Source organism: Microcoleus sp. Pol12B5, assembly GCF_036701335.1.
Taxonomy (GTDB): Bacteria; Cyanobacteriota; Cyanobacteriia; order Cyanobacteriales; family Microcoleaceae; genus Microcoleus.
Genome location: NZ_JAUBQQ010000005.1, coordinates 129,982 through 150,427, shown reverse-complemented (window position 1 = coordinate 150,427; position 20,446 = coordinate 129,982). Strand labels below are relative to the sequence as shown.

The following is a 20,446-nucleotide window of genomic DNA, read 5'->3' as shown; positions in this document are numbered from 1 at the left end:
TAGTCATTAGTCATTAGTCATTAGTCAACAATTAACAGTCAACAATTAACAGTCAACAGTAATCTAAACTCCATCCAATTCTAAGGGGAAAATTACAGTGAAGGAGGTGCCAACTCCTACTTCAGAAACTAATTCGATTTTACCTTGCAAGAGGTTGACTAATCGAGCGACAATTGCTAGCCCTAAGCCGGTACTGTCAGGCATCACAGAACCCAGGGAGTTGTTGGCCCGAAAAAATGGCTGAAAAATCTGATCGCAGTCTTCTGAAGCAATGCCAATGCCTGTATCGGTGATGCAGATACTCCAATGTTGGTCTGGCAATAATTCGGTTTTTATGGTAACAGTACCAGCTTGGGTGTAGCGAATGGCGTTACTCACCAAGTTGGTGATAATTTGCTGCAAGCGCAAGTAATCTGTCATAACTTGATCGAGAACCGGATCGCATTCAAGGGCGATCTCTAAATTTTTTGCTTTGGCCAAAGGCTCGATTATTTCGACAACAGTGCCGATCGCCGATCGCAGATTTGTGGCACTTAGCTGCAATTTTATGCGTCCCGTGTCGTACCGCGAGATTTCGAGAGTATCGTTAATTAATCTAAGTAATAGTCTGCCGTTGTTGAGGACTTTATCAATATGTGCCAAATTGGGAGCCGAATCTTTAACTCTAGGATTGTTTATTTGGCGCAAAAACAATTGTGAGTAGCCAATAATAGAGGTGAGGGGGGTTTTCAATTCGTGAGCTAAGTGAGATATATTCTCTTGACTGGCGCGAAGTAAGCGACTCAGCTCTTGATTTGTAAGTTGCAATTGGTTTTGCAAGTCCTCTAGTTCTTGGAATCTTGCCTGGGTATAGGTTTGAAAACAGTCAGCAATTGCTTCGTCGAGGGCAGCGTCAATTAAGCGATAAGCTCGGTTCACTTCAGCGGCTGAGCCTTTTAGCAATTCTGGCTCTAAAGCATCGAAAATTACGGTTCGCAGCAAGCGGTATTCCCGCGCAATTTCTTCGGCATCGTAGCCTTGTTGTGCCCTGACAGTCCCGTGGTCTAAACTTTCTTGTATAACTGCCCGAAAGTCGCTTTCTTCTGATTCGGACAGCATAGTTACGATCGCTTGTAGTACGATGGGAAGGCTGTCGCGCACGGAATCGTAGGTGAGTTGCTTGGCGGTGCCGATTTCCTCGTCGCCCCGAACAGCTTCGATCCAGTTTTGGACAATTATATCAATTTTATCTTGTAGCGCTTGGCTAAAATCTATCATTGCTTTTATAGAAATGAAGTAAGCGATCGTATTTTATATTTCTAGATTACTTTAATAATTAACTTTTTGAATTTTCTCTCAACTTTTGGGCTTCGTAGCCGAGCGCAAATAGCTACTCCTAAAGACGTATTGACAGAATTATATGCTCGTGCTAGCTTATGTTAAATTGGCTTAAAAAGTCAAGCCTAATTCAGCACTGCGCGATCAAACCAAGCGTGTGGCTGGAGCGGAGGAACCAATTTTCGGGGCGAATCTCTACAGAATTAAAAAGCAAAGTTAAAAATTGCCAAATGTGAGTGTAGTTTTTGATTTTGAAATCTAAGGAGAAGGACATCTCTCAGTCCTAGCCCGTCAGCTAACTTCGCAGGCATTGAGAAGAGACTGAAAAGCCAACTTTCTGAACAAGATAGTTTGGCTTCGTCAGTGTCTCAGGTTGGTATTGTTCAAGATTCTTGTACCTGCCCTGACTCTGAAGGAGATTAAAATGTTCATACAGCTTAATTTATCTGCGATCGTACTTGCAGGAGTTGCAACGTGGAAGCGTGTAAAACCCGTTGTCATCCGAGATGCAGTTTTGTTACCTGCTGCGGGTTTTTTGGGAATTATTGGCTTGTGGTGGATTGTTGCCAGCTTCAACAGCGATTTGATTCCCACTCCCTATCAGGCGTTAATAGCTAATTTAGATTACATATTCCATCCATTTTATCAGCGCGGGCCTGGAGATTTAGGTATTGGCTGGCTGCTGCTAGCGAGTTTGCGACGGGTGTTGGTGGGATTTTTCCTGGGTGCAGCAGTTGCGATTCCCGTGGGATTTCTGATCGGGATGTCGAAACCGGCAATGATGGCGCTCAATCCGCTGATTCAAATCTTCAAACCGGTGTCGCCGCTAGCTTGGCTGCCCATAGCTTTATCGATTTTTAATTTAGCAGAGCCGTCGGCAATTTTTGTCATATTCATTACGTCTTTGTGGCCGACAATTATCAACACAGCTTTGGGAGTTTCTAGCGTTTCCCAGGATTATCTGGATGTGGCGCGAGTGTTGGAAATGCCGCGCTGGAGGCGGATTACCAAGATAATTTGGCCTGCGAGTTTGCCATACATTTTTACAGGTTTGCGGATTAGTTTGGGGATTGCTTGGCTGGTGATTGTGGCGGTGGAAATGCTGACAGGCGGTGTGGGAATTGGCTTTTTTGTCTGGGATGAATGGAGCCGTTTGAACCTTAGTTCGGTATTTTTAGCGGTGTTTGTAATTGGTTTAACTGGATTGTTGCTCGACGCTGCTGTTGACAAAGTTCAGGAATTGGTAACGCATCGATCGGTCATTAATCATTAGTAATTAGTCATTAGCTCAGGGTTATTGATGACAGACATTTAGCTATTAGCGATCGAGAATTAAATATGAGTGACAAGTTTTCCAATGAATGGAACCGCCGAGAGTTTTTGCAAGGAATCGGATCGGCGGCGGCGGGAATGGCTTTATCTGGTTGTGCAATTAGCGCGGATCGATCGGCAAAAGGACTCACAGAAGAAGCCTTAGCCGTAAAGCCGGTTGTCGATTCCCGAACCTTAGAAAAACCCGATTTAACCGTAGGATACGTGCCGGTTAACGATTGTGCACCATTTGCGATCGCCTGGAAAAAAGGCTTTTTCCGCAAATACGGTTTAAACGTCCAACTCAACCGCGAAGCAAGCTGGGCAACCTCCCGCGACGGCCTAATCTTCGGCCGCCTCGACGCCTCCCCAGTCGTATCCGGCGCCGTCACAAACGCCCGAATTGGCGCCGAAGGAGCGCGCCACGCACCCCTGTGCGCCGCAATGACAATTCACCGCCACGGCAACGCCATGACGATGAACAAAGCTATGTGGGATTTCGGTTTACGCCCGTGGCACGAATACAACGGCAATTTGGAAGAATTTGGCAAACAATTTCGAGCCTTTTTTGACAGTCAGCCACCGGAACAAAGGGTTTGGGCAGTTGTTCTTAGTTCTTCGATTTACGAATACTTTGTTCGCTACATATCGGCGGCTGCCGGTGTCGATCCGTTCAAAGAATTTCGGGTAATTATTGTGCCACCGCCGCAGATGGTAACTAATATCATGATTGGCGCCATGCAGGCTTACATGGTGGCAGAACCTTGGAATACGCGGGCAATTCAAGGCAATTTGGGAGTGGGTTTTACCTTCGTGCAAGGCAAGGAAGTTTGGCTGGGACATCCCGATCGCCTTTTAGGAGTAATGGAATCATTCATTGAGGAAAATCCGAAGACTTATTACTCGCTGGTTAAGGCAATGGTGGAAGCTTGTCAGTATTGCAGCAAGCCGGAAAATCGCAGTGAAATATCGGCGCTGCTAACTGAGCGATCGTTTACGGGGGCGAAACCGAAAAAAGGGGCGATCGACAAATTTACGCGACCGGCAATAGTTGGCGACTACAACTATGGAGGGTTTGACGAAAAAGACCGCACCATACAATCGGAAGATGCAACTATTTTCTATGACATTCCTAAGAATTTGCCTCAAATACCGGGAAATCATTCAACATTTATGTGGCAGTCTCAGAGTCTGTGGTTGATGACTCAAGCCGCTCGCTGGGGACAGATTAAAGAACTGCCAAAAAATGCTGAGGAATTAGCTAAAAAAGCTTGGAGAACCGACCTTTACCGCAAGATTGTTGGCGAAATGGCAATCGATTGTCCCCAGGAGGATTACCAAGTGGAACCTGCGGAACTTTTCATTGATAAAAAGGCATTCGATCCTAGCGATCTCGTGGGTTATTTGAATAGTTTTGAAATTCGAGCCAACCGCCCTCAGTCTTTTTTTCAGTCTTAATTTCTTCTACATTCCTGCACGCAGAACCTGTGCGAGGGCGGGTACATTACCGCTTACGCAACCGAAAGGACATCAAATTAACACTTTACTATTTTTTAGGAGAATACTGTGACTCAATACTTTTCTACTTCTATCGAAGCCAGCACCCAAGTCAAAAATCACCCTGAATTTCTGGAAATTGACAACTTGTTCAAGTCGTATAAAAATGCTGACGGCAGCGAATTTAGCGTTTTGGAAAATATCAACTTAAGTATTGGAGAAAACGAATTTATTTCGGTAATCGGTCACTCTGGTTGCGGGAAATCAACCCTGCTAAAAATAGTGGCTGGTTTGGAAAAACAGAGCAGGGGTATGGTGACATTGGAAGGAAAAGAAATTCGCAAACCTGGAGCCGATCGCATGATGGTATTTCAGCACTACGGATTGCTGCCTTGGCTGACGGTGCGGGAAAATATTCGGCTGGCAGTTGATGAAGTTTTGCAAAGTCTTAGCCGTCCTGAGAAGATTAGCCTTGTCAACGAACACCTAGCAATGGTAAACTTAACGGCAGCAGCCGATAAATATCCAGACGAAATTTCAGGAGGCATGAAACAGCGGGTTGGGATTGCACGAGCTTTGGCGATTCGACCGAAAATGTTATTAATGGACGAACCGTTTGGAGCGCTGGATGCTCTGACTCGCGGCAAGTTGCAGAAACAGGTGCTGGATATCTGGGAAAATCATAGACAAGCTGCAATGATGATTACTCACGATGTGGATGAAGCTATCTATATGTCCGATCGCATTGTGCTGATGACAAACGGCCCGGCTGCGACGATAGGTGAAATTTTGTCAGTGCCGTTTGCGCGCCCGCGCGATCGCCACGAGTTGCGGGAATCCCAGGAGTATTACGAACTCCGCAACTATGCTTTGAATTTTCTCGATCGCTACTTTACCCAAGACGAATAACGCCCGACGGACAGACCAAACAATTCACTTAAGAGAGGTCAAGCCTGTGAAGCTCAAAACAATGTTAGCGCGTTTTGAAAGTGCCTTGGGATACCAAAATTTAGCAGAAGAAATGGTGTTGCTGCCGGAGCCAAAAGTACCGATTTCTAAGAAATCGAAATCTCCAAAACAGGCAAAAACAATCAATTTTATTGTCGGTTACAACAGTTCTCCCCAAAGTCAAATAGCTCTGGATATTACCCTTTGGATGGCGCATCAAACTCGTTTAGTAACAACTAAGGAAGTCACGGTTCAAGTCGTCTACGTGATCGACGAATCGTCAAAAAGTTACCGCAAAGATACTTGCCAAGTTGCTGTAGCAAATGCCTTGGCTGCACAGCAGAAAGTCTCTGATTTAGAGGAAACATTCGCCCTTAATTGTGCAGCACCTGCGCTCGCTTTACCAACCGAAATCCCATCGGTATCCCAGCAAAAAAATTGGATAGAGCCTCATTATTTACAAGCAATTTATGGTCAAAATAATGAGTACGAGGTAGCAGATAAATTGCTGTGGCAAGCGCGCTGTTTGGCTGAGGAATGGCGCGGTTTATTCAAAGCTCATTTACGCATCGGGCTGGTTGCTACAGAACTGAGAAAGGTGGTTGAATTAGAATCAGCAAATTTACTGTTTTTGGGCTGTGGTTCTGGCAACCATCGGCTGGTTAGGGAACTAGGCAATAATTTTCCGTGCTGCGTACTTGGGATTCCTTCGGCACTCAGCTATCACATGGATGTTCAGCCTGAAGAAAGTTTGAGCAAGTTACAGTTGGCGACAACTATACCTGCACGTTAAACTTGTTCACTCGTTGGGGCAGAATCTAATTATGTGAGGTGCAGCGCACCCTACGACTATAATTCGCGCGCCCAACCTTTTTTTGCCTAAGTTCTATATCGATCAAAAATTAAAAATAGTTTCATCGATCGAAGTCCTAATTATGAGACAATTAGGACTTTTTTTGATTCTGGAGAATTTTAAAATAATCGTCAAGGAAAATTATCGGCACTTATCTGATCATAGACAGTTCGTTAACTAATTTTATCTTTCCCCGGCACACAGAGCGCAGCAGCCGATCGATCGAGCGTTTGTCTTCCTCAGTCAAATTTTCGTCAAAAATAGCAGCCATCAAACCATACCTATCGGCTAGAGTAATGTAGCCATTTTGATTCACTTCGGCAAACAGCTCGCCCAAAGCAGATGGAATCAGGTGGACAGGAGTTTGCATAGTAATTGACTCTCTACTCGACGATCGCGCGATCGGGCGTTTCTGCGGCAACAAAAGGCGATCGCACTATAAAATTTTAAGCTGTATTGCCTTTCAAGATGTGATAGTAAACAGCAAAATTGGTGAACAAAATCACAGTAAAAATTCGTGAATTATGATATAGCTTGCAGGTGCGTTTTAGGGAAAACCGAGTAACTGCAAACTAATGTTTTCTAAAGATTGAAAATCACCACTTCCTCCACAGGTTCAGCTAACTCAAACTTAAACACCCGCGAATAGAAATAGAATTCGCCGTCAAGAGTTCTTTTGATATTTTCAGCGCGGCGAAAACCGTGGTGTTCCCCTTCATAAGCAACATAAGCAACCGGCAAACCTTTAGCTTTCAATATATCTACCATCATTTCCGCTTGATTAGGCGGAACCACTTTATCTTCTAATCCTTGAAAGAAGATAACGGGACAAGATAAACGTTCGGCGGAATGAATCGGCGAACGAGCCACATACAAATCTTTTCTTTCAGGATAAGGCCCGATTAATCCATCCAGATAGCGCGCTTCAAATTTGTGAGTATCCGTTGCCAAAGCTTCCAAATCACTAACTCCATAATAGCTCGCACCGGCCTTAAACACATCGCGGAAAGTAAGAGCGCACAGAGTAGTGTACCCCCCTGCGCTGCCTCCGGCGATCGCCATTCTTTCGCCATCAACTAAACCATGTTGAGCTAAATATTTAGCACCGTTAGCGCAGTCGTCAACATCGACAATTCCCCAACTATCTTGCAGTCTTTTTCTGTATTCTCGGCCGTAACCAGTGCTCCCGCCGTAATTAACATCGAGCACGGCAAAACCGCGACTCGTCCAATATTGAATTTTCAAATTCATGCTGCTAGAAGTAGCAGCAGTTGGGCCACCGTGACTTTTGACGACAAGCGGCGGTTTTTCACCCGCAGGTGCTGCGAAATCTTGATTTTTTGGGGGATAGAAGAAACCGAAAGCAGTCAAATTGTTTTCCGTGGGAAATTCGATAGGTTCCGGTACAGAAAGATAACCCGGATTGATGCTTAAATTACTCGACTGGCGCAAAATTGAGCGTTGATTTGTTGCTAAATTTAATTGTACAATAGCAGTAGATTCAGTCGGCGAACTTGCCAGAAAAACAACTGTTTCTCCCCGCGCTTTGACCGACGAAATATCAGTGTAAGGCGTCTCAATTGTTGTCAAATGCTTTGTCGTTAAATCCAGACTCGCTAAATACCACAAGCCTTGCTGAGTGTAGATGCAAATAATTTTGCTTTCCGAGACAAGGGCATAAGTAGACATTCCAAAAACCCACTGGGGAAGTCCGAATTCAGCCGCCATTTCGCACAGAGGTTCGACCTCTTGCTGTTCCCTCGGCAAGCGGGGATTGACGGTTCTATAGAAATTCCACCAGTTCGACTTGTCAGAAACAAAATACAAAACTCCATCGGGCGACCATTCCGGTTGAAAAATCGACTCATCAACCCCGCCAGCAACTAAATATTTTTCACCTAAAGAACCGTCAGGATTAATTTCTGCTACCCACAATTCTGTGCCATCCCACGGCATATTTGGATGGTTCCAACAAATCCAGGAAAGTAGAGAACCGTCTGGACTTAAACGAGGGGAAGCATAAAAATCATTGCCCTGAGTTAAGATTTGAATATCTTCGCCGTTATCTAAATTAATGCTAACAATAGTATTGACAGGTTCGCCCTCACCTGCATTGTCTTCGCGCACGCAAATCAGGCGATTTCTCTGATTGTCAACTATCACATCTGCATAGCGATAATTAGCAGCAGGAGTCAGAGGTTCGGGTTGAGAATCTAATGTTTGAGAATAAATACGTTGGTCGGCAAAATGAGAAAAATAGACAACACCGCCAGCAACTGCAAAGGAAGCGCCGCCGTATTCGTGAACGCGAGTGCGAACATTAAAAGGATGCGGTGTCACGTCGCTAATTGTACCGTCAGGAGTGCGCCGCACGAGGACGCTTCTCCCCGCTTCCGAAGGTCTTCCCTCAACCCAGTAAATATCATCGCCGTCAATAGCAATTTGTCCGAGTCCGACAGTTCCAGAAACAATTAAATCGGAAGAAATAGGTGATTTCCAAGAGCCGTAAGGTGATACTGTATTCATATAGTTGAGGCAGTTGTGTTTCTCGCACAAAAAAATTAATATTTGTACTTTACACTAATTCAGTCACCGGGGAAGCAAAATGTCCAAAAAACTCGTACTAATGGATCACGACGGTGCAGTTGACGACTATCTCTCAGTCGTATTGCTGATGACAATGGAGGAAGTCGAAACTCTGGGAGTAATTGTAACTCCTGCGGACTGCTACATTCAACCGGCGGTGAGTGCAACGCGCAAAATCCTGGATTTGATGGGGCGTTCAGAAGTTCCAGTGGCGGCGAGTACGGTGCGGGGACTCAACCCATTTCCGGTGTTATTTAGGCGAGATTCCTTTGCAGTCGATCGACTTCCCATTCTAAATGAAAAAGGAACCATTAACACGCCGTTAATATCAGAACCCGGACAAAACTTTATGGTGCGAGTTTTGCAAGATGCAGCCGTACCAGTCACATTAATGGTAACGGGGCCGTTAACAACAGTAGCACAAGCTTTAGATATCGCGCCAGAAATTGAAAGCAAAATTCAAGAAATTGTCTGGATGGGAGGCGCCCTCAATGTTATCGGCAATGTTAGCAAAGATATGGAACCCGGACAAGATATGTCGGCGGAATGGAATGCTTACTGGGACCCGATAGCAATCGATAGAATTTGGCAAACCCAAATTCCCGTTGTCATGTGTCCTTTAGACATCACGAATAATGTACCGCTGACTGTAGAATTTTCCAATCTCTTAGCAAAACAGCGCAAATATCCTATTTCCGACTTAGCAGGACAGTGTTATGCCCTAGCAATATCTCAAGATTACTATTTTTGGGACATTTTGGCAACCGCTTATTTAGCGCATCCAGAATTTTACCAACTGCGAGAATGGGAAACCGAAATTATTACCGAAGGCATCAGCCAAGGACGCACAAAAGTTAAAAGAGGAGGGCGAAAAATTCAAGCAATGGATAAAGTAGACACAGCCAAATTTTACAATTACATATTAGAACAGTGGGCAAGGTAAAAATTCCAATATCTGCTAGGAGTGGTACCCAAAATCTCCGCACAAAACCCGCCATGACACGAATATTTACCTCCTCTTCTCTTCCCTCTCTTTCTCTGCGCCCTCTGCGCCCTCTGCGGTAAAAAAAACTCCTCTCAAAAATGCTGCCAATTCTATCAATTATCCCCTTAGCCCAAACCCCTCCCGCACCTCAAGAAATAGTTCAAATCCAAGAAGTGCGACCTCTCCCCGGACAGTTAGACAACATACCAGTATTTAACAGCAACAGTCCAGAAGTAGTGCTGCAAGAAGGAATTTTGCTTTCGACATTTCCCCCAGAGGGTAAAAGATTTCCGGCGGCACATTTAAACTTTCCGTTTCAAGGACGTTTCGACATATTTGCCCACCACATAGCCCGCGCACCTTCGCCGGAAGATTTACGAACATTGTATCAAGGAGTAATTGTTTATAATCCTGGCAATAAACCTGTAACATTAGATATATTGCAAGCTGCGAGTTATCTCAGTCAACCCGATGCACCTTTTATTGAATTGCCGGCGCAAGTCGATAATTCAAACAGTAATATTTATGCGGGACCGGGAAGTCGCGCTGTAAATGATATTCTCAGAGGAAGGAGACAGTCTGACTTTGAGCCGCAGTTAATTATTCCACCGGGAAAAAGCAAACTGTTGATGAATCATCCGATACCGGTGCGGGAATTAGTACCGCCCCTAAACGGTCGATCGACCTTGATGCGGTTACGCAGCAATGGTATACTCTATGTTGCCAGTCTGGCGATGTTTGCCCGAGTTGACCCAGAGGGAAACGGAGAGGGAAACGAGCGATCGCCCAACTTAGCAGAATGGCAAAAATTATTAAACAATGGTAATATAGCCGGGCCGCGCGATCGAGATCCCACACCGCCGGAAATCACCGAAGGTCAAATAATTTACGGCCGAGTTGCCGGTGTAGCATTAGGTTCAGAATGGCGAGCACTTATCTCAGACAACCCCGCCACATCAAACCTAGCAATTCCCCAACCCGGAACAGCATTTTCCTACCCATTAAGCAGCCTCCCGCGCGGAATGCTGGGCACAAATCAAGTGCAAAGTGCGAGGATGTTAGTCCGCTACCCAGATACAGCATACCGCGCCCACGGCAACTACGGAATTCAATACAGTCTCAGCTTGCCACTGTACAATTCTACCAGCAAAAATCAAACTGTAACTGTCGCAATTCAAACTCCTATTAAGACAGACAAATTAACTTCAGGAGGACTTAGTTTTTTAGAACCTCCGGCACCTCAAACTTTTTTTAGGGGGACGGTCAGAGTGCGCTATACTGATGACAGTAAAGTGCCTCAAACTCGGTACGTGCATTTAGTCCAGCGGCGGGGACAGCAGGGGGAACCTTTGGTAAAATTAGAGATGAAATCGGGAGAAAAGCGACTTGTAGAAGTGGATTTTATTTATCCGCCCGATGCGTCGCCGCCGCAAGTTTTGACAGTGAAAACAAATTAAATTTTAGCGGCTGCTACGGGTAGGCAGACGGCTACAAAGACAATGCGTAATTAACCAGATTTGATATTAGTTTCGCGTGGCGCGAACTTGGTTGGTGTCTAGTCGGTATTGGCAAACAAAAAGATGAAATTCTCAAAAAGATTCTGGGTAATTGCTTGCTTTGTGTACGTTTTAATTCTTCTGAGTATCATGCTTTTAGCAGGTACGGGGAAATTAGTCAACTTTCCTCTCGCTCATCCGCCTTATGACAAACTAGGTCACTTTATTTTGTACGGAATAGCATCTTTTTTGTGCCATAGAGCAACTGGCAAAAAAAAGATGAATTTGTTTAATTATTCAATTCCTTTCGGACCCGCAATTTTTACTATGTTCACTGCTGCGGAAGAAATGCTGCAAGCAATGTTACCAAATCGCAGTGCTAGTATTGAAGATTTTTTATATAGTTTTTGCGGGATTGCAGTTTTTTATTGGATTGGAGAAGTTTGGGATAGAAAAAAAGGACATTGATGATAGAGAAGGAAGTTCGGCAACGGATTTTGTAACGGATGTAACGGATAGAAGGAAGAAGGAAAAAGGAAGTTTGTAGGGTGTGCAATGCACATCGGTTGACGAGTGTCAGCAAATTTTTTTAATGGTGACTCTGCCCGCACGGGTTAAGAGATATCGGTAGCACAAAATGGAGCAACTGTCAATAGGCTGGCTGCTGCTGGCACAGTTAAAAATTAATTTTTTTTGAACTTGTTTAAGATTAGCAATTAACCGGGATTTCCCATCTCGACAATGTGTTTGAGATCGTTTAATCACTCTCTTCCAAAAAGGTTTGTACTCGACCGTTCGGTCTCAAAACAACTCGAATTTTCGGGTTTTTGCCATTAGAAACTGCAGAAACAAACGGCTCACCGGCTAATGGCATATTAATTTGCTCGATATAATCTGCTGCTGCTTTTCCCATCGGCACAATACTTTGAACTGACCCAGTTTCATCGATCAGCACGCTGTATTCCAAAGTTTGTTCCATTCCTTCTAAAGGCTTCCACCGTTCCTCAAAGTAAGTTCTAGCTTCTGAAACTTGAGGAATTGTATCAAATAAAGTGCGGTTTTTTTTGCTGGCAGCCACCTCGTTGTTATCCTCAGACTCGGTGGTTGGTTGAGCATCCTCAAGGGCTGGGAGTTCGGTACTGGCGGGGGGGACAATCGGCTCGATGGGGCTGGGGAAGGTTTGCGGCGGGGGAACGGGAAATCGGGAAGCAGACAGGGAGGGCGGCAGGGGGGGCGGTACGGCGGGAGCTAGTCTCGGCGGTAGGGGGGGCAGCACGTAGGGTACTGGTGCGGGTGCTTGGGGGGCGGAAATGGGCGGTTCTTCGGGGGCGGGAATTGTGATTGTTTGCCCTTGAGGGAATGCTGGGGCGCTCTGTGGGGCGCTGGCTGCGGTGCCGTTGGCGGGAAATAGCAGGGGTGGCTGCTGGATAGGGCTGGGTCTGTTGGTGGGGGAAGTTGGGGCGAGGGCGATGGGAGGCAAGCTGGGGCTGGGGGAGGCGGCGGTGTTGATGGGCGGGGGCGGCAGGGGTGGTAAACCGGGTGTGGCTGCGGGTGTTGGTGCTGGGGGTGTCGGTAGGGCGGGAACTGGACTGGGGGAAATGCCAGCAGCTAACTGGGGGTTTCCGGGAGCGGTGCTCAATTGTGGATTTGCGGGGGCTGTGGCGGGGGCTGTGGCGGTTTGCGGGGAGGTGGCGGATCGATCGAGCATTTTGAGAATTCCTGTCGTCAGGCCGGCGCTGGCGACCAGCATTGCTGCCACTTTGAGCCAAGGTGAGGACAGTGGCCGTCGGGACTCGCGGTTGAGGTTGGGAAGCGCCATCACTTCGGCGGCGCAGTCATCTAATGCTGTGGCCAAGTCAAACAGTTGCAGGGTGCTCAAGGGAACTACTGGCCCGGATTCTGCGGCGCTCAAAGATCCTAAAAATAAGTTGTGGGCGAGCAAGCCGCGGGGTTCTAAGCGGGGGGGAACCGGAAGGTAGGAAGTTGGGAGAGAGTAGGGGTTTGAGGTTGCTAGTTCGGAACTGTTGACGGCTCGATCGAATATAACGGCATTATGCGCGACTTCTGGCGAGTCTGAACCTGCGGGGATACGGTCTGTTTGAGAGTTGAGGTTGCTTTCCCAATCGCGGGATTCGCCGAGCAAGTTTTGGACGTAGTTGCTGACAGCTTCGTGGAGGGTTTCGAGTTGAATTCGATCGCCCCTGAGAGTAACGTGTTCGGTATCTGGCAGCCTGGGGTCGTCGAGTCGCAGCTCGAAACTTAAAGATTTAAACACCGGTTGGCCCGCCCAGCGAGATAGAGGCGAACTTTTGGCTGTAATTTCCAGCGTGCAAGTGGGGGGCGTGTACCGTTTGAGAACCATAGCAGAAAGTTCTGTTGACTGTTGACTGTTGACTGTTGACCGTTGTTTAATTTTTAGCGCGGTCTAGAAGAGCCAGCCAGAGGCGGCGGTGGCCGCCGGGACTGCTGTAAAACAGCAAATCGATCAGGAGTTTGAGGGCCAAATCAGTCAACTCTCGGGCCGATAAATTTTCTGCATCTTCCATGCGCGAGCCATAAGTGTTGCTGAACCTGTCAATATAATCTCCCAGCAAAGCGATGGTGTGAGGTTCGCGGTTTTGCTCTGCCATTTGTTCGAGCAAAGCAACAGCGCGGCGGATTAAAGCTTGGTGCTGTTTTGCCAAATGACAGCTTATCAAAACGAGCGATCGAGCTTCCTCCACATCGAGTTTTTTGCGCCCTCCGTGGCCTTTCCGTAGTGGGTTAGATTGGCGCAGCCGCCACAAAGCTACCCGATCGGCTACCATTGGCTCTAAATTCAGTTCGGCTGCTACCTTGAGCATCGCCTCTGATCCTATTTCTGCCAGTGCTTCTAGGGCTAACAGCACTAAATCCAGTTGGGCTTTAATGTTGTCCAACTGGGTAGGTTCTGGTGCTTTTTGGGTCAATTCTTCCCAGTTGGGAGATTGGCCCGTTTCGTTTGTGGGAGCGGAGGACTTTACGGTCGAGCGCATGGCTTCAGCACGGGAAATTAAGACTGGTTGAGGCAGGATATCAAACAGTATGCAGTGATAAAAGCTTTGCGGCCTGTGGGCAACAGCATATCTGTTAATTTGTCTCCATAGCTCGTTGCTTTGATTCCGGCAATCCTAACTGCTGGACGGAGTTGCGGGTGAAAAGTTGCGGTTTCAAGTTCGATCGATCGCAATCCGCAAAACCCATAAATTTTTACCCCTAACCATGCTACGTCACGGGATGCCACAAATCAATGTAAATAAGCGATCGTCACACCTGCACCTCCTTCTTTTTGACTGGCGAGCTCAAAGCGGGAAACCTGCGGGTGAGAAGCGAGGAACTCGTGAACCCCGCGCCGCAACTGTCCCGTACCTTTGCCGTGAATTATCCACAAAACTCCGTATTCCACAGCTTTGGAAAGAGCTCTGTCTATTTCGATTTCTGCGTCTGAGACTCTCGCACCCCGTAGGTCGATCGAATTATTAGCAGTGCGAATGGCAATTTCGGGATTGGGTTTTGCAGGTTCCGCCGCTGCTTGCTTAGCTTTAGCCGTAGCGAGTGCTTGTGCTTGGGCGGCCGCCTTGGCTAATTGAGCTTTAGTTTCCGGTTTTTGACCGTCGAGGGATTCAATTTCTCCTAGTTTGACAGTCATTTTCATAATCCCAAACCGGACGCTCAATTCTTCGTTAGCGTCTGGGCCGCTGAGGACTTCGGCGGTTTGGCCCAAGCTGGGAATGCGGATGCGATCGCCCACTTTCGGCATAAAACTCGGTTTGGGTTTAGCCGGTTGTTGCCGAGAGGGCAGATGTTTTTCAGAAATTTGATTTAAAGTATCTGTCGCTTGTTGAGCATTTTGAGCCGTCTGGTTGCCCGACTGCAAGCGACGAATGATTTGAGCAATTTCTGATTTTGCCGACCCTATAGCCTCCTTTACTGCCACTTCCTGAGCTATTTTTAGTTCTCGCTCCCGCTCTTGCAAAGCGGCTGCTTTTTGAGAAACTTCTCTGTGCAGTTTTTCGGTTTGGTGTAGCAGTTGAGTTGCTTCTCTGGCCTTGGTTTCCTGTTTCCGGCGCTGTGCTTCGAGTCCAGCAATCACTTGATTAACATCTTGAGAGGCTCCCCCGACATAGGTTTGAGCTTCTTCGACTATGGATGCTAGCAAACCGAGTCTTTTGGCAATGGTGAGGGCGTTGGAACGTCCGGGAATTCCCCACAGCAAGCGATAGGTTGGCTGCATGGAATTGTCGTCAAATTCTACTGAGGCATTTTCAAAGCGGGAGTCTTGATATTTGAGGGCTTTGAGTTCGCCAAAGTGGGTAGTTGCAACTGTTAACAGGGAATGTTGGGCGAGGTATTTCAACAGGGCGATCGCCAATGCACTGCCTTCTGAGGGGTCTGTCCCCGCTCCTACTTCGTCTAACAAAACTAAAGATTTGGGAATTGGTAATTGGGAATTGGTAATTGGGATTTGGGGTTGGGGAATTTGTAATTTAGGTTTGAGAATTGGGAGAGCAGAAACTGTGCTCTGTGTATCTGTGACCTCCTCGTCTTGCTGTTGGGAATTAGTAATTGTCAGGTTTAAATTTTCTTCCCCTTCAGCCTGCGATTTATTGCCTAAAACTTCTAAAATGCGGCTGATGCGGCGGATATGGCCGGAGAAAGTAGACAAACTTTGCTGCAAAGATTGTTCGTCACCAATATCAGCCAAAATATTGTCGAACCAAGGCAATTCTACGGGTTCACGCGCGGCAACAAACATTCCTGCTTTTGCCATTAAAGCTGCCAATCCCAAGGTCTTGAGGGTGACAGTTTTGCCACCAGTGTTGGGGCCAGTGATGGCGACGACGCGGATGTGCGGCCCGATCGTTAAATCGACCGGCACGACTGGAAAGCCTTGCTCGTGCTGTTGCTGCCAAACTAATAAAGGATGGCGCAACTGGCGCAGGGTAATTTGCGATCGCAGGTTGCGAATTAATAATTGACTGTTTTCTGAGTTTTCCTCATCTTCTTTTTCCTCCTCTTCTTTTTCGGGATTTTTTGGTGCTAATTCTGGCTCTCCCAATTCGATAAATTTCGGCGGATTTGCTTGCAACCAGTAACTATAACGCGCTTTAGCGGCCGCTAAATCTAAAGTTGTAACTACCACCACCAATCTGTCTAAATCGGGTTTTACTGCTGCGACTTGCTCCGTGAGGGCGCGGCGGACTGCTTCTTCTTCCGCTTGTTCTTGCCTGAGCAACTGCCGCATTTGGTTGTTAAGATTGACTGTGCTGTGGGGTTCTACGTACAGTGTCGCGCCGCTGGCCGAGGAGTCGTGAACGATGCCCGGTATGGCATCTTTTTGGGGAGCTTTGACGGGAATGACAAAGCGTCCGCTTCTTTGGGTAATTAGCTGTTCTTGTACGGCGTTGGATTGGCGCTGCAAAATCCCCTGCAATATTTGATAAATGCGATCGCGCAACTGTCGCATTTGAACTCTAATTCCTGCTAATTTAGGAGTGGCTCTGTCTGCTACTTGAGCGCGATCGTCTATACAGCGATGGATTTCTTGCTCTAGTTCGGGATAAGTCCGCAATTGGGATGCCAGTTCTTTGAGCGTCGGCACATCTGGCTGAGAGTCAATTATCCGGCGCAATTGCCTTGCTCCGGCGAGAGTAGTAGCAATTGCCAGCAATTCTTCGCCGCTGAGCAAACCTTGGAGTTCGGCTCGCTGCAGGGAAGTGCCGATGTCTTGGATTCCTTCAAAACTCAAAGCACCGCCAGCGCGGCTCTCTAACTGATAAGTTTCCTGAGTTTGGGCTAGGAGTTCTGCTGTTTGAGCTTGAGTTGCCGGGATTTCGAGGTCGAGGGCGGCGGCGACGCCGAGTTTGGTGGCCGCGAAGGTAGCCAAGTGCTGACACAGGCGCGGCCATTCTAATAGTTCTAGTGTTTCGGCTTGAATCAAAGTTGAGGTGGTGTTGGTAATTGGCATTCTCAGGCGCTGACCGAGAAGGTGAATTTAACGATACTATTAATTGATTTTAAAGTTTTTTATTGTTTCCTGGCGCAATTTGAGAAAGTATCTGCGATCGCCCTCAGCAGTCTTTCGGCAGAAAGCTCTGATGTACCATTAATTACGAAGGAGAAAATTTGCATTTTTGCATTGCCCGTCTAAAATTATACCTTCTAGTGATACCATTCCCCAAAAAGTTTGCAACTTTAGGCAAGCTCCCAACTATTATACAGTAAATCATTCCCAATTTTTTGATCTAAAATATAAAATCTAAAATGGTATGGGCGATTTGGGGTTTTGAGGAAGCGGGCATCGGTTGTTTTTTGATGTAATTGAACTATTTTGGAATTTTAAATCTGTCAGCGCAATTCTGGCGGTTGTATCCTAAAAAGTAATTTGTAGAGTTGGTAGAAGTATGGCAAAGATTCTGGCGATCATCGGGGATACTGTGACTTTTCAAGTTGTGCAAAAGTTACTCAGCCAAGAGGGACATCAGGTGAGAGTCGTTCCCGACGACAAGGAGGGTTTAGACTTGGCGAGGGAATTTTCCCCCGATGCGATAATTTGCGACGGGACTTCCCCTCAAATCAACTTTTTGGAGGTGTGCCGGCTGGTGAAAGTCGATTCCCTACGGGATAGCTTCGCTTCACGAGAATTGGCAACAGCCTATTTTATTCTGCTGACAACACCGGAGCAATTTGATGAAATCCAAGAATTGGATGCGCCCTTTGACGATTTTCTGTTTAAACCGATTGTTAAGCAGGAATTATTGGCGCGGGTGCGCGCGTCTAAGCGATCGCGCGAGTTGAGGGCGCGGTTGGAGTTAACCCAGCAAGAATTGCAACTGTCGCGCGATCGAATGCTGCAAAATGAAAAAATGTCTAGTTTGGGCGAGTTGGTGTCTGGGATAGCCCACGAAATTAACAACCCAATTACTTTTATTTACAGCAATCTAACTCACGTCCAAAGCTACGCGACCGATTTAATAGAACTGCTGCGATTGTATCAAAAAGATCTAGTCAATCCCGGAGCGGAAATTCTGCAAAAACAACAAGATATGGATGTGGAATTCGTACTCGACGATTTATTAAAAATTGTGAGTTCCATGCGTACCGGGAGCGATCGCATCCGTCAAATAATCTTGTCGCTACAGGATTTTTCCCGCAGCGATCGATCGGGCTGGCAGTTATTTGATGTTTCCGACGGTTTAGAAAATACTCTGTTGTTGTTGCAGCACCGCTTGCCGGCTCGCGAGGGAAGGCGAGACATCAAGGTGATGAAACAATTCGGCAATTTGCCACAGATTGAGTGTTATGCAGGGCTGCTCAATCAAGCTTTTCTGAATATCATCAATCACGCGATCGATGCTTTGGAAGAGTCGGCTCAAGATTTAGAGGAGTTGGAATCAGTCAAATTTAAGCCTGTGATTTTGATTACCACTCAGGTGGTCGATGCTCAGCGAATTTCGATTGAGATTGCTGATAACGACATCGCACATAGCAAAGATACCACAGCCGAAATTTCCGATCCATTTTTGGGAGCAAAACCTGCGGAACCACCCATATCATCGGGACTTGCTCTCAGCTATCGGATAATTGTAGAGCAGCACAAAGGAGAGTTCAAGTGTTTTTCCGAACCGGGTAAAGGCACTAAAATTCAGATAGAGATTCCGCTGCGTCACAGTTAATTAACAGTATTTACCGTTGGTGGGGGCGGGTTTTTGAAATGGTTGGTGGTAGCCGGAAATTCTTGTGAATCCGCCCCTACAATGACTGCACTTTTTTCAGGTAAAATTTTGTAGAGGGAATGGCAGAAGTTACCGAAAAGAGAATAGAAATATGAATAATTCCATCGAGAGGGGCAACCACGAGAGATTGCCCCTACAAAACACGGTTATGTAGATGTTGTGTGTCTAGGATTGGAATAATTAAAGGGAGACTTGCGCGCCTTGAGTATCAAGGCCGATCGCCCTTACCTCAGCCTTTACCCCAAATTCCATCCAAGCAGCCGCCATCGCTTTCTCAACCGCAACAGCGTTAGCCACATCCGTTAAAGCTAAAAGCGTTGGCCCGGCACCGCTAATTACCATTTCATAGGCCCCTGCATTCAGGGCAGCTTGTTGCACCGCTTCATATCCCTTAATCAGAGATTGCCTATAAGGTTGGTGAATTTTGTCTTGGAGGGCGCAGCGCAGCCAGTTTTCATTGCCAGTTTCCAAAGCCCGCACTAGCAAACCGAGGTGTGCAGCATTAAAAATCGCGTCAGCCTTACTGTAATCTGCTGGCAAAACTTTGCGGGCTTCGGCTGTAGAAAGTTCAAAATCGGGGATGGCTACCACGGGCACAATATTCGGATGCCAGGGAATATCGCAAATCTCCCAGGAACCTCTTGGTGTATTGCTAGCAGCGAGGCGACACCCTCCGAGTAATGCAGGGACAACGTTGTCGGGATGTCCTTCAAGTTCGATCGCCAATTGCATCACTTCCACCTGACTCAAAGGCTTTCCGGCTAATTCATTTGCACCAACTAACCCACCGATAATAGCTGTGGCGGAACTTCCTAAACCTCTAGCCAGCGACACTTGCATATCTATATGTATGGCTACGGGCGGCGGCGATTGGTTCAGGTATCCGTATAACTTTATAAATGCTTGATAAGCGAGATTGCTGTCATCTGTCTTGACTTTGGTGGTTTCTTTGCCTGTAACAGTAATTTTTAGTTTCTCGGTTGCTGAGGGTTCGAGTCGGGAGAATTGGAAGCGGTTGTAGAGGCTTAAAGCGGCGCCGATGCAGTCGAAGCCGGGGCCTAAATTGGCCGTTGTGGCGGGTACGGTAACGGTGACGGTGGAAGTTTCGGGCATTTTTTGAATGGTGGATTTGGAATATTTAACCGCAGATCAATGCGGATGAACGCAGATCGAAGCATATTATACTATGTTTTCAAAAGCACTCTATTTTTGCAGAATTTGAAGATGCTGTATGGCATCTTGATAATCGTTGGTATTGCCATCTTTTTGATAGATTTCGGCTGCTTTTTGATAATCGGCGATCGCCCCGTCTTTGTCTTCTAAGAACTCGCGGACTCTGGCGCGGTTGTAGTAGGCGTCGCCGTAGTTGGGGTTAATTTCAATGGCGCGATCGAAATCTGCTTTAGCTGCTGGATAGTCTTTGAGATTGCGGCCGTGGATGATGCCGCGTTTGTTGTAGGCTTTGGCGTAGTTGGGGTTGAGGCGAATAGCTTCGGTGTAATCGGCGATCGCCCCTGGAATGTCTCCTGCCTCTGATTTGGATAAAGCACTATTGAATAAATCTTCAGCAGGATTTTGAACAATTATTTTTTGAGCTATTAATATTGCTGAGGATTTAGCAGAGACAGCAGGGGATATATTACCAAAGATAGTAAAGATTACTAGAGTAGCAATTAAATTGTAAAATGATGATTTCATA

General features: G+C 46.7%; 17 protein-coding genes and 1 riboswitch. Of the genes, 8 read left to right on the top strand and 9 right to left on the bottom strand.

The features are described 5' to 3' along the window. Nucleotides 1-63 precede the first annotated feature (63 nt). Nucleotides 64-1,257, bottom strand: coding sequence for a HAMP domain-containing sensor histidine kinase (locus QUA24_RS04955; RefSeq protein WP_333213332.1), 1,194 nt, complete (start codon nt 1,255-1,257; stop codon nt 64-66). 172 nt (nt 1,258-1,429) lie between these two features. After that, a riboswitch (cyclic di-AMP (ydaO/yuaA leader) is annotated at nt 1,430-1,642 on the top strand. A 99-nt stretch (nt 1,643-1,741) separates the two neighbouring features. Here QUA24_RS04955 and ntrB point away from each other — a divergent pair. The 4 genes from ntrB (at nt 1,742) to QUA24_RS04935 (ending at nt 5,866) form a co-directional block, all read left to right on the top strand. Beyond that, nucleotides 1,742-2,590: a nitrate ABC transporter permease gene (gene ntrB, locus QUA24_RS04950; RefSeq protein ID WP_333227693.1), complete on the top strand. Its 849-nt coding sequence runs from the start codon at nt 1,742-1,744 to the stop codon at nt 2,588-2,590. Nucleotides 2,591-2,655: 65 nt separating this feature from the next. Further along, nucleotides 2,656-4,086 (top strand): ABC transporter substrate-binding protein, encoded by a 1,431-nt coding sequence (locus QUA24_RS04945; protein ID WP_333227691.1) that lies wholly within the window; start codon nt 2,656-2,658, stop codon nt 4,084-4,086. 108 nt (nt 4,087-4,194) lie between these two features. After that, nucleotides 4,195-5,034 carry a nitrate ABC transporter ATP-binding protein gene (locus QUA24_RS04940; protein WP_333227689.1) on the top strand — a complete coding sequence of 280 codons (840 nt, stop codon included), beginning with the start codon at nt 4,195-4,197 and terminating at the stop codon, nt 5,032-5,034. Nucleotides 5,035-5,080: 46 nt separating this feature from the next. Further along, nucleotides 5,081-5,866, top strand: a complete 786-nt coding sequence (locus QUA24_RS04935; protein ID WP_333227686.1) for a universal stress protein — start codon at nt 5,081-5,083, stop codon at nt 5,864-5,866. Nucleotides 5,867-6,077: 211 nt separating this feature from the next. Here the strand turns inward: QUA24_RS04935 and QUA24_RS04930 are convergent, their stop codons facing one another. Next, complete coding sequence (locus QUA24_RS04930) at nt 6,078-6,296, bottom strand: hypothetical protein (RefSeq protein ID WP_333227684.1); 219 nt, start codon at nt 6,294-6,296, stop codon at nt 6,078-6,080. 212 nt (nt 6,297-6,508) lie between these two features. Beyond that, complete coding sequence (locus QUA24_RS04925) at nt 6,509-8,452, bottom strand: S9 family peptidase (RefSeq protein WP_333227682.1); 1,944 nt, start codon at nt 8,450-8,452, stop codon at nt 6,509-6,511. A 79-nt stretch (nt 8,453-8,531) separates the two neighbouring features. Here QUA24_RS04925 and QUA24_RS04920 point away from each other — a divergent pair, with 79 nt between their 5' ends. The 3 genes from QUA24_RS04920 (at nt 8,532) to QUA24_RS04910 (ending at nt 11,461) form a co-directional block, all read left to right on the top strand. Then, on the top strand, nt 8,532-9,455 hold the full coding sequence (locus tag QUA24_RS04920; protein ID WP_333227680.1) for a nucleoside hydrolase: 924 nt from the start codon (nt 8,532-8,534) through the stop codon (nt 9,453-9,455). A gap of 140 nt (nt 9,456-9,595) precedes the next feature. Next, entirely contained in the window at nt 9,596-10,954 is a 1,359-nt protein-coding gene (locus QUA24_RS04915; RefSeq protein ID WP_333227678.1) for a DUF3370 domain-containing protein, read from the top strand. Nucleotides 10,955-11,077: 123 nt separating this feature from the next. Continuing rightward, nucleotides 11,078-11,461: a VanZ family protein gene (locus QUA24_RS04910; RefSeq protein ID WP_333227676.1), complete on the top strand. Its 384-nt coding sequence runs from the start codon at nt 11,078-11,080 to the stop codon at nt 11,459-11,461. Between the two features lie 289 nt (nt 11,462-11,750). On the opposite strand, the gene QUA24_RS04905 is transcribed toward QUA24_RS04910, so the two are convergent. From QUA24_RS04905 to QUA24_RS04890, 4 genes are read right to left on the bottom strand one after another with little or no spacing between them, the layout of a single operon-like run. Then, complete coding sequence (locus tag QUA24_RS04905) at nt 11,751-13,355, bottom strand: DUF4335 domain-containing protein (protein WP_333227674.1); 1,605 nt, start codon at nt 13,353-13,355, stop codon at nt 11,751-11,753. Between the two features lie 46 nt (nt 13,356-13,401). Next, nucleotides 13,402-14,007, bottom strand: coding sequence for a DUF3038 domain-containing protein (locus QUA24_RS04900; protein WP_333038252.1), 606 nt, complete (start codon nt 14,005-14,007; stop codon nt 13,402-13,404). A 17-nt stretch (nt 14,008-14,024) separates the two neighbouring features. Next, nucleotides 14,025-14,255, bottom strand: a complete 231-nt coding sequence (locus QUA24_RS04895; RefSeq protein WP_333227672.1) for a hypothetical protein — start codon at nt 14,253-14,255, stop codon at nt 14,025-14,027. Nucleotides 14,256-14,258: 3 nt separating this feature from the next. Then, nucleotides 14,259-16,952, bottom strand: coding sequence for an endonuclease MutS2 (locus tag QUA24_RS04890; RefSeq protein WP_333227744.1), 2,694 nt, complete (start codon nt 16,950-16,952; stop codon nt 14,259-14,261). Between the two features lie 463 nt (nt 16,953-17,415). On the opposite strand from QUA24_RS04890, the gene QUA24_RS04885 reads away from it, so the two are divergent. Continuing rightward, complete coding sequence (locus QUA24_RS04885; protein ID WP_333227671.1) at nt 17,416-18,687, top strand: ATP-binding protein; 1,272 nt, start codon at nt 17,416-17,418, stop codon at nt 18,685-18,687. Nucleotides 18,688-18,927: 240 nt separating this feature from the next. Here the strand turns inward: QUA24_RS04885 and thrB are convergent, their stop codons facing one another. Further along, complete coding sequence (gene thrB, locus QUA24_RS04880; protein ID WP_333227669.1) at nt 18,928-19,860, bottom strand: homoserine kinase; 933 nt, start codon at nt 19,858-19,860, stop codon at nt 18,928-18,930. A 90-nt stretch (nt 19,861-19,950) separates the two neighbouring features. Next, nucleotides 19,951-20,445: a tetratricopeptide repeat protein gene (locus QUA24_RS04875; RefSeq protein ID WP_333227667.1), complete on the bottom strand. Its 495-nt coding sequence runs from the start codon at nt 20,443-20,445 to the stop codon at nt 19,951-19,953. Nucleotide 20,446: the final 1 nt, after the last annotated feature.